The 18,073-nt window shown below is 41.5% G+C and carries 12 protein-coding genes; 8 read left to right on the plus strand and 4 right to left on the minus strand.

Annotation, left to right across the window (positions count from 1 at the left end):
* Positions 1 to 6,369, minus strand: a 6,369-nt coding sequence (locus tag HMPREF2766_RS09920) for a YSIRK-type signal peptide-containing protein (RefSeq protein WP_083303878.1), incomplete at its 3' end; no start/stop codon positions are given.
* Between the two features lie 548 nt (positions 6,370 to 6,917).
* On the opposite strand from HMPREF2766_RS09920, the gene HMPREF2766_RS04475 reads away from it, so the two are divergent.
* Together HMPREF2766_RS04475 and HMPREF2766_RS04480 are read left to right on the plus strand one after the other, a co-directional pair.
* Entirely contained in the window at positions 6,918 to 8,111 is a 1,194-nt protein-coding gene (locus tag HMPREF2766_RS04475) for a ferredoxin reductase family protein (protein ID WP_070567967.1), read from the plus strand.
* Positions 8,112 to 8,212: 101 nt separating this feature from the next.
* The gene (locus HMPREF2766_RS04480; protein WP_070567969.1) at positions 8,213 to 8,842 is read left to right on the plus strand and encodes an MBL fold metallo-hydrolase; all 630 of its coding nucleotides are present in this window, start codon (positions 8,213 to 8,215) and stop codon (positions 8,840 to 8,842) included.
* Between the two features lie 38 nt (positions 8,843 to 8,880).
* On the opposite strand, the gene HMPREF2766_RS04485 is transcribed toward HMPREF2766_RS04480, so the two are convergent.
* The gene (locus tag HMPREF2766_RS04485) at positions 8,881 to 10,773 is read right to left on the minus strand and encodes a M13 family metallopeptidase (protein WP_070567972.1); all 1,893 of its coding nucleotides are present in this window, start codon (positions 10,771 to 10,773) and stop codon (positions 8,881 to 8,883) included.
* Between the two features lie 179 nt (positions 10,774 to 10,952).
* Between HMPREF2766_RS04485 and HMPREF2766_RS04490 the strand changes: the two genes are divergently transcribed.
* The 6 genes from HMPREF2766_RS04490 to HMPREF2766_RS10255 all read left to right on the plus strand — a co-directional run bounded on the left by HMPREF2766_RS04490 (position 10,953) and on the right by HMPREF2766_RS10255 (position 15,349).
* Complete coding sequence (locus HMPREF2766_RS04490; protein ID WP_044021194.1) at positions 10,953 to 11,675, plus strand: metal ABC transporter ATP-binding protein; 723 nt, start codon at positions 10,953 to 10,955, stop codon at positions 11,673 to 11,675.
* A complete protein-coding gene (locus HMPREF2766_RS04495; protein ID WP_000634601.1) occupies positions 11,672 to 12,520 on the plus strand; it encodes a metal ABC transporter permease in 849 nt (282 codons plus the stop codon). The genes HMPREF2766_RS04490 and HMPREF2766_RS04495 overlap by 4 nt, the downstream gene beginning before the upstream one ends.
* Before the next feature lie 25 nt (positions 12,521 to 12,545).
* Positions 12,546 to 13,478, plus strand: a complete 933-nt coding sequence (locus HMPREF2766_RS04500; RefSeq protein ID WP_070567974.1) for a metal ABC transporter substrate-binding protein — start codon at positions 12,546 to 12,548, stop codon at positions 13,476 to 13,478.
* A 121-nt stretch (positions 13,479 to 13,599) separates the two neighbouring features.
* Positions 13,600 to 14,094, plus strand: coding sequence for a thiol peroxidase (tpx, locus tag HMPREF2766_RS04505; RefSeq protein WP_000206539.1), 495 nt, complete (start codon positions 13,600 to 13,602; stop codon positions 14,092 to 14,094).
* An 83-nt stretch (positions 14,095 to 14,177) separates the two neighbouring features.
* On the plus strand, positions 14,178 to 14,828 hold the full coding sequence (locus HMPREF2766_RS04510) for a metal-dependent transcriptional regulator (RefSeq protein WP_070567976.1): 651 nt from the start codon (positions 14,178 to 14,180) through the stop codon (positions 14,826 to 14,828).
* A gap of 107 nt (positions 14,829 to 14,935) precedes the next feature.
* Positions 14,936 to 15,349, plus strand: a complete 414-nt coding sequence (locus HMPREF2766_RS10255) for a hypothetical protein (RefSeq protein WP_049519289.1) — start codon at positions 14,936 to 14,938, stop codon at positions 15,347 to 15,349.
* Positions 15,350 to 15,380: 31 nt separating this feature from the next.
* Here HMPREF2766_RS10255 and dtd read toward each other — a convergent pair whose 3' ends face one another.
* On the minus strand, positions 15,381 to 15,824 hold the full coding sequence (gene dtd, locus HMPREF2766_RS04520) for a D-aminoacyl-tRNA deacylase (RefSeq protein ID WP_049519290.1): 444 nt from the start codon (positions 15,822 to 15,824) through the stop codon (positions 15,381 to 15,383).
* Between the two features lie 29 nt (positions 15,825 to 15,853).
* Entirely contained in the window at positions 15,854 to 18,070 is a 2,217-nt protein-coding gene (locus HMPREF2766_RS04525) for a RelA/SpoT family protein (RefSeq protein WP_001123775.1), read from the minus strand.
* Between the last annotated feature and the right edge of the window lie 3 nt (positions 18,071 to 18,073).

The following is an 18,073-nucleotide window of genomic DNA, read 5'->3' on the forward strand; positions in this document are numbered from 1 at the left end:
CTTAGTCTCTACGAAGCGGTAACCTGGAATATCTTTCTTCGGTTGTTCACCGTCTTCGGTTGGATGTCCTGGAATTTCATTGCCTTCCTTATCCTTATGACTGGTCTTAACTTTTTCGTAGACATGTTCTGTGTCGCCATTTGGAAGTTTCTTAGTCTCTACGAAGCGGTAGCCTGGAATATCCTTCTTAGGTTGTTCACCATCTTCGGTTGGATAACCTGGAATGTCATTCCCTTCCTTATCCTTGTGGCTGGTCTTAACCTTCTCATAAACGTGTTCTGTGTCACCGTTTGGAAGTTTCTTAGTCTCTACGAAGCGGTATCCTGGGATATCTTTCTTAGGTTGCGAACCATCTTCACTTGGTGCTAGGATATTTCCTTTAGTATCAACAAATGAAGTATTCGGACGTACAGTAGGGATGTATTTAGCTGTAATTGGGGTTCCATTCTTATCAACACGTTTAACTGTTACTCCAGTTGCTCGACCTACAAATTCTGGCTCTGGTGTGAAAGTAACTTTTCCAGCTTCATCAATAGTATATGTACCCTCACCTGGTACCTTCTTCTCTGTTGTACCATCGTCAAAGGTCGGCTTAACTGTTTCATCAATTTCCACCGGAATTTCTTTACCATTGATTGTTACTTTTCCGCCTTCAAATGTTGGTGTTCCTGATTGAGGTTGTCCTTTCGGACCTTCTGATTCAGAATCTTTTGAAGTAGGTGTAACTGGGATAACAACTGGGGTATACTTAGCTGTAATTGGAGTTCCATTCTTATCAACACGCTTAACAGTCACACCTGTTGCTTGACCTGTAAATGTCTTCTCGGGAGTAAAGGTTACTTTTCCAGTTTCATCAATAGTATATGTACCTTCACCTGGAATTGTCTTCTCTGTTGTACCATCATCAAACGTTGGTTTGACTGTTTCATCAATTTCAACAGTTTTCTCAATACCATTAACTTTGACTTTTCCACCTTCAAATGTTGGTGTTCCTGATTGAGTTGCACCCTGAACATCTGTTGTAATAACATCCGAACTTGTTGGAGTTGCTGGTTTAACAACTGGAGTGTATTTAGCTTTTACAGGAGTTCCATTCTCATCTAAACGTTGAACTTCTACACCTGTTCCTTTTCCAGTAAATTGTGGTTCTGGCTTAAATTCTACCATACCATTATTTACAGTATAAGTTCCTTCGCCTGGAATGACAATTGGTTGATCTGTTGGTTTTCCTGTTTTTGGATCAATAAGTTCAAGACCCTTGGTTTCATCAATAGGAACAATTTTTTCCACTCCATTAACAGTAACCCTACCACCTAGGAATGTAGGCACTCCTTTTTGAGTTGCACCTTGAATGTCTTCTGTAACAGCATCAGTAGCTGTTGGAATTGCTGCCTTAACAACTGGAGTGTAGCTTGCTGTAACGGGGGTTCCATTCTTGTCTTCACGTAAAACTTCAACACCTGATGCTTGACCTGTAAAGGTTTTTTCAGGAACAAAGGTTACTGTTCCGTCCGGTGCTACAGTATAAGTACCTTCACCCGGAATAGTGATAGAATCCACAACATTTCCAGTTTTAGAATCAATCAATTTAGCTGGAACAGTGTCATTCATCTCAACAGTAACTTCTTTTCCATTGACAACTGCAGTTCCGCCTTGGAATTCTGGTTTTCCAGTTTGAGTTGCACCTTGAACATCTTCAGAAGTCGCAGGAACTCCAATAGGATTTACTGGGATAATTTGTGGCGTGTAAGTTGTCGTCACTTTAGTTCCATTTTCATCTTCTGCTCGCACAGTTGCTGGAGTAACCTTACCAGAATACAATTTATCCGTTGGACTAAAGGTTACCTTTCCAGTTGTTGGATCAATAGAGAATGTACCAATTTCAGTAGTCCCATCTTCAGCATAAGCTGGAGTTGTCTGACCTGCAGGAACTTCATTTCCTTCTTTATCAAGAAGTTTTACTGAACCTTGTTTAATTGGTGCAATTGCATCACCTTGAACAAATGTAGGAGTGCCTGTTTGTGTTGCTCCTTGAATATTTTCAGAAGTTGCTGGAGTTGCTGTTGGTGTAACTGGCGTAATCAATGGTGTGTAAGTTGTTTCAACCGAAATACCATTTTTATCTTTAGCCTGTACACGCACAGGTTGAACTTCACCACTATAAGTCTTATCAGTTGGGGTAAAGACTGCAACGGCTTGTTCACCAACTGTTTTCAGAGTATATGTACCAATAACATTTCCACTAGGGTCTTTAGCTGGAACAGATGTTGCTGGAGTTCCGGTTTCATCTAAAAGAGTGAAAGTAGCTGGGTCAATATCTACAGTCACCTGTTTACCATCCAGTGTAGTCGTACCACCATTGAATGTTACTGTACTTTCTTGAGTTGCTCCTTGGACATCAACTGACTTAGCAGGTTCTGCTGTTGGAGTAACACCTACAATATGTGGAGTATAAGTTGTCTTAACTTTTGTACCATTCTCATCTTCAGCCTGAACTGTTGCAGGTTGGACTTTGCCTTTGTAAGTCTTATCGGTTGGACTGAATGTTACAGTATTTGAAGTTGGGTCAATTGTATATTCCCCTACTTTGTTACCATTCTCATCCAAAGCATCTACTGAAGCTCCAGGTGCTACCGGAGTACCATTCTTATCAAGAAGAACAGCTGAGTTCGGCTTGATTGGAGCAACAGAGTGTCCTTCTTTGAATGCTACCGTTCCTGTTTGAGTAGCGCCTTGGATACCAGTTGATTCTGCAGGAGTTGCTGTTGGAGTAACTGGTGTAACAGTTGGAGTATAAGTTGCTGTCGCTGTAGCGGTAATAGGTCTTCCATCTTTATCTTGACCAAGAGTTGCTGTTAATGATACAGTCACTGGGGTTGCTGTACCTGTGAATGTTTTCAACGGAACAAATGTCACAACACCAGTTTCATTATTAATTGTGTATGTTCCTTGACCATCAATTGTTACTTGGTCAACTAACTTACCAGTGGTAGGATCTACCAACTTAGCAGGTGAAGTAGCACTTGGTGCCACAGGTGAGCCATCACCAACAGATGTAAAGGTTGGAGTACCTGTTTGAGTCGCTCCTTGAACATCTATGGATGTTACATTATGACCTTCAATCGTGTCTGTTACTGTGATGTGGTAAGTTGTTGTAGCGGTTGATGAGCCAGCCCCATGATCCACACCAGATTCAGTTCCACCTATTGTAGCATCTGTTGTGTAATTGCCATTACTATCAATAACGTCAACTGTTACTGTATAGACTCCCACTTCACTCAGTGTATAACCACTAGCAAGATTATAGTTGTTTGCATCTTGTTTAGTGTCATAAACCTTCTGAACTCCTGAGGGAGATGTTACTGTAATACGAGTAATGTAAGTTGTTTTTCCGTACTTAGTATCTTCTGCATCAGAGATTGTCACTGCAGCTTTTGCTTCATTACGAAGATCTACCGCAGTTCCTTTAGTAGAAGTATAATCTTGTGAGCTTGCAATTGGTTTCGTATTGACAACAGTCGCAACATCTGAGTTAGTTGCGATTGTTCCTCTAATGATTCCACCAAAACCTGATTTAGTATGAACTTCCCATGAATCATCACCCAACTTTTTAGCAGTAACTTCTGTTCCATCTGATGATGTCCATGTGTTTGAATGTTTGTCAAAAGTAATAGTTACTGACATACCATCGCCAGCTTGGTTAGTATTTTGAGAAACATATTCCGTCATTGGACGATCAGGAGTACTTACACTTGTTACATTTCCATCTTTATCAAGTTGACGAGTATATTCGTAAATGAAGAATTTCATACCGCCATCTAGTTTCGTTTCAGTGTATACTTGGCGTTTCGTCCAAGTTGTAGTCCCATCTCCATTTGCTGTTTTCACTTCGGCATAGTCAGCAGGAAGCTCCCAGTGACCAGATGTACTATTTAAAACTGCAGTGTGTTTTTGCCCATCAGTTCCATTCAATTCAACTCGATCACGTAAGAAAGTTCCCTTAACATTTTCAGCTGATGCTTCTACTTTGATATTATCAACACCAACTTTTGCAGTTGCCTCTGACGTGACTGGAATATTAAAGACGGTATTTGAATCTACAGCACCTAGTTCTTGATTTTCAGTAACCGCTGTATTGGTTGAACCACTATCTACAAGCCATTTACCATTAACGGCTTTCAAGTTTGTTACAGTTCCATCTGGCATTGTAACCTTAGCACTTGTAGCACCTTTCGAGATTTTAACAGGAACTGTTGTTGAATAGGTTTCAACGTTTTGAACTTCAACTTTAGGCTTAACAACTACAGTAATAGAACCGTGCGCCTCTTGACCTGACTGATTCCATGTCGTATTATTAGATAACTTATCATAATCTTTAGCAAATACTGAAACGGTATAGATACCTGCCTCTGTCACCTTACCTCCAATGACAGCATTACCCATGTTGGTTCCAGTAGCTTTTTGCTCTTCAGCAGTACTGTTTGTTACAGTATAGTTTGTGCCAGGAATCAACACTTTAGAATCATCTAATTCTGCTCCTATAGTGTTGTAGCCTGAGACACCTGTGACTGCTTTAGAAGAATTTTGACGAACTTTAACTACTTTGCCTTCAGCAGTTGTATAGTCATAGTTTCCTGCTGAATTGCCAGGTATCGCACTAGCTCCCGAAGAATCATGAAAACGAAGATTGATATTCGCATCATCACCAACAGTTCTATCATAACGAGCTGAATCTGACTGAATTGCAGGAGGTGTGCTATCTTGCCAACCTACCCAACCAGCACGTAGATTCTGAATTTGGAAGGTGACAGTCCGCCCATCTGTATTCGTTGCAGTAATATTGAATCGTAAGTCATACACTCCATTTTCAATACCAGCAATTACTTTACCTTGAATGGTATCTGTCGCCTCATCATAAGCAACACCTGGTACAAGGTTAGTTGGTGTTACAGAGGTAAGACTCCAACCAGCTTGCTTAGCTTTTTCTGTAACTGCAATACGATCTTTCAAACCTTTAATATAAACTCTGTCAACTCCTTGTTCATACCCATAGCCATAAATTTCTGTAGCTAGGTATTCATAACCACCGTTAGCAGAGTATATTGACGTCGCAGCGTTTGAAATTCTTGACCCATCCGCACGAAGTTTGTTTCTCCAAAGAGGGGCTTCTTCTGCTAATTTTTTAGCGGCATCAGGGGTTAATGGATAGTCTACACGTCCTTTGTTGTTATGACCAGTTTTTCCACCCTGTTCTGTATGCATCCCATTTCCAGCATTTGTATCATTACCAACCCGCTGATTAGAATAGACTTCTATCTCTAACCCTGTAGCATCAGTACCCGTAATTAATTTAATTTCTTGTACTGGAATTGTATAGGTATCTTTACCAGTATGATTTGCAGCGTTTGTTTCCGATGCATGAGTTGTGTTAGAACCCTCTTCAGCATAGAAATCTTGAGCAGCCAAAGCTACTCCGAAGTTTCCATCTTTTCCGATTCCTGCTTTTTTTAGTTCATTATATACTGCAAGAATTGACTCGTTCAAACGTGACAATTGTTCATTGCCTTGTCTAGCTGTAACGCTATCCGTAACTAACACTTTTTTAGCTTCCGCAATAACTTCTTTATTATTAGCTATCGCCGCCTCAATTGCCGCTTTGTTTTCAGCCTCAAGCTGATTTTTCCGGATTGCTTCAGTTGCTAAAACATTGGTTACCTCAGCTTCAGAGGTAACTTGTTCTAAGACTTTTTTAGCTTCTTGGACTGGTTTGACAGTTTCTTCTGCTTCTTTTGTTTCTTTTGTTTCTTCTGCTTTTTCTGCTTTTTCTGTAGCAGTGGTCGCCACTGGTTTGACTGCTGTAGTTGTTGCTGTTTCCTCAACTTGTTTCCCAGCTTCGTCTGACTCAACTACAACTGTAATCAAAGCTTCAACTTTAGCATGCTCTGCATCGATATCAGCCTGTTTTGCAGTTTCGTTTGCAAGAACTGCCTTTGCCGCAGTCAATACTTCATTTGCAGTAGCTATCGCTGTTGCATCAGCTTTCTTTGCAGATGCAATCTTCGCTTCTAACTCAACTACTTTTTTAGTCAGAGCAGTCTTATCAACTTTTTTAGTCTCTACTACTTTTTCTGACGCCTTAGCTTCAGATTTCTCCGCCGTTATAGTTGACTCAGACTCCTTTGTTGCTACTGGTGTTGTCGTTGCCACTGTTGCATCTGCACCTTGTACTTCCGCTGCCGATACCGCACCATTACCTAGGAACATCATCAAACCGGCCGCAATTGCTACTGATGCCGCTCCAAAACTATACTTTCGAATCCCATATCGAATGTATTTCTCCGTTCTAAACCCCTGTTGCTTACTCTTCATAAGATACACAACCTCCCTATTTTTATTATGTCGATATTGAAATATAGAAAAAACGAAATTTCTTCCCTACTCGAAAAATGGTCCTTAAATTTCATTATTCTAAAAGGATTATATCCTCGTATTCAATATGCATATTCATACTAACACTTTTTCCTATCTTTTTCAACAAATTTTATAATTTTATTTTAGAAAAATACAAAAATAATTTAATGGTAAATACTTTAAAAAACCAATATTCATGTAGGTTTACAGCGTGTAAATTCCCGGAACCATTTATCTTATAATTAAATAAAATACACTTTAATGTATCAATTTATTTTTTAGAGTCTTGTAGAAGTTAAATTTTTCCAAGCCTTACATTGTTATAACAAAAAATTTTCTATAAGAAGTGCATAAATTTAACAGTATATTTCTTAGCCATTATTTATAGATTATCATGAAGATTTGACTTAGAGGCCTAGAACCTTGACTAGAGATTCTTTTTTTGTTAAAATGTAACAAATATTATTACATCTAATATAAGATAAATCCATGAAAGGAATTCTACTATGAAATCATTAAAAGGTATTTTATTTATCGGACTTAGTATGCTTCTGACTATTCTAGCTTGGCTCAGTTCAGGCGCTAATCAGTTTCTAATCCCTGGTTTAGCTCTCACTACCCTCTCACTTACTTTTATACTAGCTAGCCGTTTACCCTTGCTTGAGGCTTGGTTTAACGGACTTGAAAAGATGTATCTAGCTCATAAATTCACGGCGTTTCTATCCATACTCCTACTAACCCTACACAACTTTAGCATGGGTGGTCTCTGGGGTTCGCATTTGGCCGCCCAGTTTGGAAATATTGCTATCTATATCTTTATCAGCATCATTCTGGTTGCCTATCTGGGACAATATATCCAGTATGAAGCATGGAGATGGATTCATCGATTGGTTTATCTAGCCTATATCTTTGGCCTTTTTCATGTTTTGATGATCATGGGAAATCGTCTCCTCTCCTTTAGTTTCCTAGGTTTTATCTTTGGAATCTATGCTCTTTTAGGCTTGCTTGCAGGTTTTTATATTATTTTCCTTTATCAAAAGGTCGGTTTCACCTATCTTGGAAAAATCGTAGGAATCAAACGACTCAACCACGATACGACTGAAATTGAAATAGAGCTCAGTCATCCTTTCACCTACGAATATGGACAATTTGCCTTTCTAAAAATTTTCCAAAAAGGTTTTGAGACTGCTCCACACCCTTTCTCCATCTCTGGAGGACAAGGACGAACTCTTTATTTTACGATAAAAAACTCCGGTGACCACACCAAGAATATCTATGACAATCTTCAAGTTGGTAGCAAGGTTGCAGTTGATCGCGCCTATGGGCATATGACTATGGAACATGGTCCAAAACAGCAAATCTGGATCGCAGGTGGAATTGGAATGACACCTTTCATCTCTTATATCCGGGAGCATCCTATCCTAGACAGGAACGTTCGTTTCTACTATAGTTTCCGTGGGGAGGAAAATGCTGTCTACTTAGATTTACTTCGTGACTACGCCCGTCAAAATGCTAACTTTGACCTGCAGCTAGTCTATGGCAATGAAAAAGGATACCTGACTTTGGATCAAGAAGAAATCCCTGACCAGACTACAGTCTATATGTGTGGACCTCTTCCTATGATGAAGGCCCTTGCCAAGCAAATTAAGAAAAAGAATCCCAAAGCAAAACTCATTTACGAAGGTTTCAAGTTTAAATAAGATCATTGTCCCTCTAACACAAAAGAGGGACTTTCTTTTCACTTTATTTCCCTCTTCTGTGCTATACTTAGTTTAGTACATTCTTTGAGATTGGAGCCAGTATGAAAATCCATAAAACCGTGAATCCCGTTGCCTATGAAAACACTTATTACCTGGAAGGGGACCAACACCTGATTGTGGTTGACCCAGGTAGTCATTGGGAAGCTATCCGCAAGACTATCGAAAAAATCAACAAACCAGTCTGTGCGATTCTTCTGACCCACACCCACTACGATCATATTATGAGTTTGGACTTGGTTCGTGAAACTTTTGAAAATCCCCCAGTTTATGTAGCAGAGAGCGAAGCTAGCTGGCTTTATACACCTGTAGATAATCTCTCTGGTCTCCCTCGTCATGATGATATGGCAGATGTGGTCGCAAAACCCGCAGAACACACCTTTGTCTTTCACGAGGAATACCAGCTTGAGGAATTTCGTTTTACAGTTCTACCTACCCCAGGGCACTCTATCGGCGGCGTTTCTATCGTCTTTCATGATGCCCATCTAGTCTTGACTGGAGATGCTCTATTCCGTGAAACCATCGGACGAACAGACCTTCCTACCGGTAGCACGGAACAACTCCTCCATAGCATTCAGACGCAACTCTTCACACTTCCTAACTACGATGTCTATCCTGGGCATGGTCCAGCTACGACTATCGCTCACGAGAAGACCTTTAATCCCTTTTTCTAGCAAACAAAAAACCAAGGAAAAATTCCTTGGTTTTTGTCTTACCAAATAATCACACGATCCTCTGGTGAACGCCACATACCGTCTCCTTCTTTGACATCGTAAGTTGTAAAGAAGTCATCGAAGTTTGGCACTTGAACATTGACTCGTAGTTTAGCAGGCGCGTGCACGTCGACACTGGCCATGAGTTTCATCAACTCTGGACGGCCTTTCATGCGCCAGATACGAGCAAAGTTGTGGAAAAATTCTTCAGCTGAGAAGTCTGGTTCTCTCTTGGCTGCTTCAAGGGCTGCAGCAATCCCGCCCAAGTCAGCAACGTTTTCTGATACAGTTAGTTTTCCGTTGATTCTTGCACCGTAAGATTCTTGCCAATCAAACTGGTCGATAACCTTCTGTGTTTTTTCTTTAAAAGCTGCATAATCGCTCTCTGTCCACCAATCCTTGAGACTTCCATTTTCATCAAAGGAAGCTCCATTAGTATCAAAGGCGTGAGAAATTTCATGGGCAATAACCGCACCAATACCACCATAGTTGGCAGAAGATGACTGATGCAAGTCATAGAATGGAGCCTGTAAAATAGCAGCTGGGAAAACAATCAAGTTCTTCTGAGGATTGTAGTAGGCATTAACCATATGAGCAGGCATGCCCCATTCCTTGTAGTCAACCGGTTGGTTCCACTTGCTCCAGCTGTGCTTGATTTCCACACGCGCAAAGGCTAGGGCATTCTCAAAGAGACTAGCAGTTTCGTCCACTACCTTGTCCTTGTAGCGTTCTGGCAATTCCTCTGGATAACCGATATAAGGCTTGATGACATTGAGTTTGACAATGGCCTTGTCTCGCGTTTCAGGCGTGAGCCAGTTGTTCTTAGCCAAACGTTCCTTATAAACGTCGATCATAGTCGCCACTTTTCTCTCTACGTCTGCCTTAGCTTCTGGGGAGAATTTTTCATGCGCATACCAGAGACCAAGGGCTTGCTTAAAGGGACCTTGGGCCAAGTGATAGGCTGCCTTGACCTTGTCCTGAGCTTCTGGAACACCTGAAAGGGCACGTCCATAGGCACCTGATAGGACACGAATCTCGTCTGTGAGATAGCTGGTTGAAAGATTGACCACAGCCAAAATCAAGGTTGCCTTAAGCAAAGGCCACGCTTCTTCACTATAAAATTGGTCTGCTGCTTGCCAGAAACGTTCCTCATCTACGATAACCTTATCTGGAGTTTGTCCAAGAACTGCTTGGAAGAAATCATCCAAAGGTAGGGCAGGGGCAAATTTCTTGAAATCTTCATAAGCGTATGGATGGTAGAGTTTGGCATATTCTGAACTTTCTTCGTTTGAAAGAACCACTGCTGCGATACGACGGTCCAATTCCAATCTCTTCTCTAGTAAGTCTTCGATTTCCTCATCTGAAAAATCATAGGCTTTGAGAAGATTTGCGCTACTTTCCTTCCAAAGCGTCAAGAGCTCCTCACGTTGAGGATGGTCTTCAGCATAGTAGGTTGTATCTGGCAAGATAGTTCCTGGTGCACTTGCCCAGAGAACATTGGTTCTGGCATCCATAAAGTCTGGTGATACTCCAAATGGAAGGAAGTTTGGTTTACCTGCTAGTTCAAACGCTGCTAGTTTGCTGGTAAAATCTGCAAAGCTCTCCAAATCTTGGTATTCCTTGAGCAGAGGAAGGACAGGCTTGATTCCATCTGCATCCCTCTTATCAAAATCACGTACCATACGATGGTACTTAACAAAATTTGCGAGGATAGCGTCCTCTGGAACATCTTCGCCTTCCAACCACTTGTCCGTAGTTGCCAGCATTAACTCTTCAATTTCCTCATCAAGGTCAATAAAGCCACCTGTTCGAGATTTGTCAGCTGGAATAACAGCTGTTTTTTCCCATTCTCCATTGATTGCATCATAAAAATCGTCTTGATAACGTGTCATCTTGTTCTCGCTTTCATTTTTTCACTTATTCTTAGCTTAGCAAAAATCCCTGGGGAATGCAATTAAAAATGGTCTCTCTTTTTTCTTCATTTTTCAGTTATTATTTTAAATTTTTTAAAAATTAACTTGACTTAATTTTTTTTTTAATGTATATTAAAAGACAGGAGGAAAATAACTGTATGATACGTATCGAAAACCTCAGTGTCTCCTACAAAGAAACGTTGGCACTAAAGGATATTTCACTAGTGCTCCAAGGACCAACGATTACCGGAATTATTGGTCCAAACGGTGCTGGAAAATCAACTTTATTAAAAAGTATGTTGGGAATTATCCCACACGAAGGTCAGGCCTTTCTCGATGACAAAGAAGTCAAGAAATCTTTACATCGAGTTGCCTATGTCGAGCAAAAAATCCATATCGACTACAATTTCCCTATCAAGGTCAAGGAATGTGTCTCACTGGGACTCTATCCATCTATCCCGCTCTTCCACACTTTAAAGGCCAGCCACTGGAAAAAAGTGGCGGATGCACTTGAAATCGTTGGACTCTCAGACTATGCTGATCGCCAAATCAGTCAGCTCTCTGGAGGACAATTCCAACGTGTTTTGATTGCCCGCTGCTTAGTGCAGGAAGCTGACTACATCTTTTTAGATGAGCCTTTTGTCGGGATTGACTCGATCAGTGAAGAGATTATCATGAATACACTGAGAGACCTTAAAAAAGCTGGTAAAACAGTTCTCATCGTCCATCATGACCTCAGCAAAGTCCCTCATTATTTCGACCAAGTTATGCTTCTCAATCGAGAATTGGTTGCTATTGGTTCAACTGAAGAAACCTTTACCGAAGTCAATCTCAAAAAAGCTTATGGTAGTAAGCTCTTCTTTAATGGAGGTGACCTATGATAGTAGAATTTATCGATGGATTGCAACATTTCCATTTCCTACAAAATGCCCTGATAACAGCTATAGTCATCGGGGTGGTTGCTGGAGCCGTGGGATGTTTTATCATCTTACGTGGAATGTCTCTCATGGGGGATGCCATCTCTCACGCAGTTTTGCCCGGCGTAGCCCTTTCCTTTATCTTGGGAATTGATTTCTTTATCGGAGCGATCATCTTTGGCTTGATGGCTTCCATCATCATTACCTACATCAAGGGCAACTCTATCATCAAGAGTGACACTGCCATTGGTATTACCTTTTCATCTTTCTTAGCCTTAGGTGTCATCTTGATTAGTGTTGCCAAGAGTTCGACAGACCTCTTCCATATCCTTTTTGGGAATATCCTCGCTGTCCAAGATACGGACATGTGGATCACCATTGGTGTGGGGGCATTGATTCTCTTGATTATCGGGATTTTCTTTAAACAACTATTGATTACATCCTTTGACGAACTCCTGGCTAAAGCCATGGGAATGCCCGTCAATTTCTACCACTATCTGCTCATGGTACTCTTGACCCTTGTGTCAGTCACTGCCATGCAAAGTGTTGGAACGATTCTTATCGTGGCCATGTTGATCACCCCAGCTGCGACGGCTTACCTTTATGCTAATAGCCTAAAGAGCATGATTTTTCTTTCATCAACCCTAGGGGCAACCGCTTCTGTTTTGGGACTCTTTATCGGCTATAGCTTCAACCTCGCAGCAGGATCCAGCATCGTGCTCACATCTGCCAGCTTCTTTTTAATCAGTTTCTTTATCTCTCCAAAGCAACGATACTTGAAACTAAAAAATAAAAAAATCAATAAATAAGGGGAAACCCTTCTGGAGGAATCTAATGAAAAAATTAGGTACATTGCTCGTTCTTTTTCTTTCTATCATTGGATTAGCTGCCTGTGCTAGTGGGAAAAAAGATACAGCATCTACAAACCAAAAACTAAAGGTTGTAGCGACTAACTCTATCATTGCTGATATTACTAAAAATATCGCTGGTGACAAGATTGATCTTCATAGTATCGTTCCTGTTGGTCAAGACCCACACGAGTACGAACCACTTCCTGAAGACGTAAAGAAAACTTCTGAGGCTGACCTCATTTTCTATAACGGTATCAACCTTGAAACAGGTGGCAATGCTTGGTTTACCAAATTGGTCGAAAATGCCAAGAAAACTGAAAACAAAGACTACTATGCAGTTAGTGACGGCGTAGATATCATCTACCTTGAAGGTCAAAACGAGAAAGGCAAAGAAGACCCACACGCTTGGCTCAACCTTGAAAATGGGATAATTTATGCTAAAAATATCGCTAAACAGTTGATTGCAAAAGACCCTAGCAACAAGGAATTCTACGAAAAAAATCTCAAAGACTATACTGAAAAGCTAGACAAACTGGACAAGGAAGCTAAAGAGAAATTTAACAATATCCCTGCTGAGAAAAAACTCATTGTAACCAGCGAAGGATGCTTCAAATACTTCTCTAAAGCTTACGAAGTTCCAAGTGCCTACATCTGGGAAATCAACACAGAAGAAGAAGGAACACCTGAACAAATCAAGACCTTGGTTGAAAAACTTCGCCAAACAAAAGTTCCATCACTCTTTGTTGAATCAAGTGTCGATGACCGTCCAATGAAGACTGTTTCACAAGACACAAACATCCCAATCTACGCACAAATCTTTACTGACTCAATTGCTGAAGAAGGGAAAGAAGGCGACAGCTACTACAGCATGATGAAATACAACCTTGACAAGATCGCTGAAGGTTTGTCTAAGTAATCCATTAAAAACGTCGTTCTCACATGAACAGGCGTTTTTTATCTCTTAATTTCCAGTCAAATCATTGGAAAAATCTGACAATTCTCGGTAAAATAAAAGAAAAAAAGAATGGAGTAGTTTCATGACCACTTTTCTCGGAAATCCTGTAACTTTTACAGGTAAACAACTGCAAGTCGGAGACAAGGCACTTGACTTTTCTCTTACGACAACCGATCTCTCTAAAAAAACGCTAGCTGACTTTGATGGGAAGAAAAAAGTCTTGAGTGTTGTCCCTTCTATCGATACTGGTATCTGCTCAACGCAAACACGTCGATTCAACCAAGAACTAGCTAACCTTGACAATACCGTCGTTCTTACTGTTTCTATGGACCTACCATTTGCCCAAGGACGCTGGTGCGGGGCTGAAGGCCTTGACAATGCCATCATGCTTTCAGACTATTTTGACCATTCTTTCGGGCGCGATTATGCCCTCTTGATCAACGAATGGCATCTCCTTGCACGTGCTGTCTTTGTTCTCGATACTGACAATGTCATCCGTTACGTAGAATACGTTGACAACATCAACACGGAACCAGACTTTGAAGCTGCTATTGCTGCAGTGAAAGAACTGGACTAAAATCAAAGCCATTAGGGCAGAAGGCTAGAGAAATCTAGCTTTTTTTGATATACTAGATGGAGAGAAAAGACAAGAGGAAACGAATGACGCCAAATAAAGAAGACTACCTAAAATGTATTTATGAAATCGGTACGGAGATGCAGAAAATCACCAATAAGGAAATTGCTACCCGTATGCAAGTCTCTCCACCTGCCGTAACAGAGATGATCAAACGCATGAAAAGTGAAAATCTCATCCTCAAGGATAAGGAGAATGGCTATCTATTGACAGATATTGGGCTCAAACTAGTCTCCGAACTCTATCGCAAACACCGGTTGATTGAGGTCTTTCTAGTTCACCATCTCGACTATACCAGTGACCAGATCCATGAGGAAGCTGAGGTCCTAGAGCACACTGTATCTGACCTCTTCGTAGAGAGACTGGATAAACTACTGGGCTTCCCTAAAACCTGCCCCCACGGAGGAACCATCCCAGCTAAGGGAGAGCTCCTGATCGAAATCAACAACCTACCTCTAGCAGATACCAAAGAAGCCGGTACCTATCTCCTGACTCGGGTTCACGATAGCTTTGATCTGCTCAAATACTTAGAAAAGCATGAAATTCATATCGGTGACCAAGTCCAAGTCAAGCAGTTTGATAATTTTTCCAATACCTTTACACTGGTCAACAAAGGTGAAGACCTCCAAGTTAGTATGGATATCGCCAAACAACTCTATGTCGAAAAAATCAACTAAGCCCTTATCCTTGAAAGAAGTTCATTTCAGGGATTTTTTGTCATTTTAGTTGTAAGTCCCATTCATTTGGTGTAGAATGAAGCTAGATAAAAGAGGGAGGTCATCTTATGAAAAAGCTCTTTAGAATCCATTTTGTAGCCATTGTACTCTGCGATTTGCTACTGTTGGTAACTTTCAGACCCCGATACGAACTTTCTTTGGAGAGAGGTCTGATTTTTTGCTTCATTTTCATCCTTACTCAGGGACTACTGCTGTCTCGCTTAGTCTTCCGACTCAAAAAACAGTTCTCTGAGATTTATCCTCAGATGAACAAAAAAATTCGCTTCTACTATTTAGGAGTGCTCATCAGCGATTTTCTATTATTTGTCTTTTTATCCATCACTGGCCCTCAATATTTCTACTCTCTTACTCCAGTCTTTACTTCCTGTCATTCTACTTTATACTATATAACGGCTAGCCACCTAAGAGAAAACTATCCCGACTTTTACAACAAACACATCACCTTCTGGGAGTGTCTATAAACAAAAACCAAGCCAGCTGGGCTTGGTTTTCTTATCTATTTTTAGTATCAAGAATGATGGTAACTGGCCCATCATTGACTAGCTCCACCTGCATATCCGCTCCAAAGATGCCTGTCTGAACGGGCACTTCCTGAGCTAGCTTTTGGTTGAAAGCCTCATAGAAGGCAGCTGCCATATCCGGCTCGGCTGCTCCTGTATAGGCGGGACGATTGCCTTTCTTGGTATCCGCAAAGAGGGTAAACTGAGAAATAGAAAGGAATTCCCCTTCAATATCCTTGACAGACAGATTCATCTTGCCTTCTGCATCAGAAAAAATCCGCATATTGACAAGCTTTCTCACAGAATAGTCCAGATCTTCCTCTTGGTCCTCTGGCCCAACACCGACCAGTAATAAGAGTCCCTGATTAATTTTTCCATGAACCTGACCTTCGATACTGACTCGGGCTTTCTTGACTCGTTGAATGATGATTTTCATAATAGCCTTTCTGGTAACTGAAGAGAGAATTAACCGTTGGTCCGTTTGACAGAGTAAACCTCTGGCACACTCTTAATCTTGTCCACGACTGTGGTCAGTGTAGAGAGGTTGGAAATACCAAATGAGACATGGATATTAGCAAATTTCATATCCTTGGTTGGTTGAGCATTAACGGTTGAGATATTTTTGGTCGTGTTGGAGAGAACTTGTAAAACATCGTTCAAAAGCCCTGTACGGTTGAGACCATAGATATCGATGTGGGCAGTGTATTCCTTGCTTGAGAATTGATCTTCCCACTCCACATCAAGGAGACGTTGCTCGTAGTTTTCTTGGGCACGGAGATTCATACAGTCCACACGGTGAATAGCCACACCGCGTCCCTTAGTAATGTAGCCGACAATGTCGTCACCCGGCACTGGATTGCAACACTTGGCAATCCGAACTAGGAGACCTGAAGCACCTTCAATGACCACGCCACCCTCATGCTTAACCTTGAGGGTTTCTTTGTTCTCAACCTTAACTTCGCCACCTTTGACAAGCTCTTCTGCTTCCGCCTTGGCCTTAGCGCGTTCTTCCTCGCGGCGTTCCTTTTCGGTCAAACGGTTAAAGACGGTAATAGCGCCAATTTCTCCAAAACCAATGGCTGCATAGAGGGCTTCCTCTGTCTTGTAGCTGGTCTTTTGAAGAACCTCGTCCATGTGACGCTTGTCCATGAATTTATTGGCTACATAGCCGTTTTCTTGGAATTGGGCCATCAACATTTCACGGCCCTTGTTAACGGATAATTCCTTGTCTTGATTTTTAAAGAACTGACGAATCTTGTTGCGCGCCTTGCTGGTCTTGACCATGTTGAGCCAGTCACGACTCGGACCAAAGGAGTTGGGATTGGTGATAATTTCAACCTGATCCCCTGTCTTGAGCTTGGTTGTCAGCGGAACCATACGGCCATTGACCTTGGCACCAGTCGCTTTTTCACCGACTTTGGTATGGATTTCATAGGCAAAGTCAATCGGTCCCGAATCTTTTGGAAGGGAGCGAACCGCACCATCTGGAGTAAAGACGTAAATCTCCTCCGCCAGATAGTTTTCTTTAACAGAGTCCACAAATTCCTTGGCATCATCAGCCTGGTCTTGGAGCTCCATCATCTCCTTGATCCAGTTCATCCCAATAGCAGATTCCTTGCTGTTGACCTGCCCTTTAATGCCTTTCTTATAAGCCCAGTGAGCCGCAACCCCGTACTCAGCCACTTCGTGCATTTCTTTAGTACGAATCTGGAATTCAATCGGCCCTTTTGGCCCATAAACAGTTGTATGGATAGACTGGTAACCGTTGGCCTTACGATTGGCGATATAGTCTTTGAAGCGGCCTGGCATAGGTTTCCAAAGTTCATGCACATAACCCAGCATGGCATAGACATCACTCTGGGTATCTAAGATACAGCGAATGGCAATCAGGTCATAAATTTCCTCAAAGCGTTTCTTCTTATCCTGCATCTTGCGGTAGATCGAATAGATATGCTTAGGACGACCATAGATTTTCCCTTTGAGATTGCGTTCGGTAGCATAGTCCTCCAACTTGGTTACGACTTCATCGACCAAAGCCTCACGTTCTCTGCGTTTTTCCTTCATCATGTGGGTGATCTTGTAAAACTCAGTTGGATTGAGGTAACGGAAAGATAGATCTTCCAACTCCCACTTGACACTGGAAATCCCTAGACGATGAGCAAGTGGTGCATAAATTTCCATGGTTTCTCTGGAGATCCGTTCTTGCTTATCCTTTCGAAGGTGTTTGAGAGTCCGCATATTGTGCAAACGGTCCGATAATTTAACCAAGATAACACGGATATCCTCAGACATGGCCATAAGCATCTTGCGATGATTTTCAGCCAATTGTTCCTCAAGTGATTTGTACTCAACCTTACCAAGTTTGGTCACCCCATCAACGATAATCCGAACATCATGACCGAACTCTCTCTCCAAATCATCCAGTGTCGCATCTGTGTCTTCAACCACGTCATGCAAAAAACCACAGGCAACGGTTACGGCATCCAGCTTGAGCTTAGCCAGAATTCCTGCAACCTGAATGGGATGGATAATATAGGGCTCACCTGATTTCCGAAACTGCCCACTATGACAATCAACTGCGTAAATCAATGCTTTTTGTACAAAAGCAACGTCTTCCTTTGTTAAATATTCTTTCGTTAAAGCGACTACCTGATCGCCCGTCAAATTCACTTCTTTCGGCATCTA

It is taken from the genome of Streptococcus sp. HMSC076C08 (genome assembly GCF_001810825.1).
GTDB lineage: Bacteria > Bacillota > Bacilli > Lactobacillales > Streptococcaceae > Streptococcus.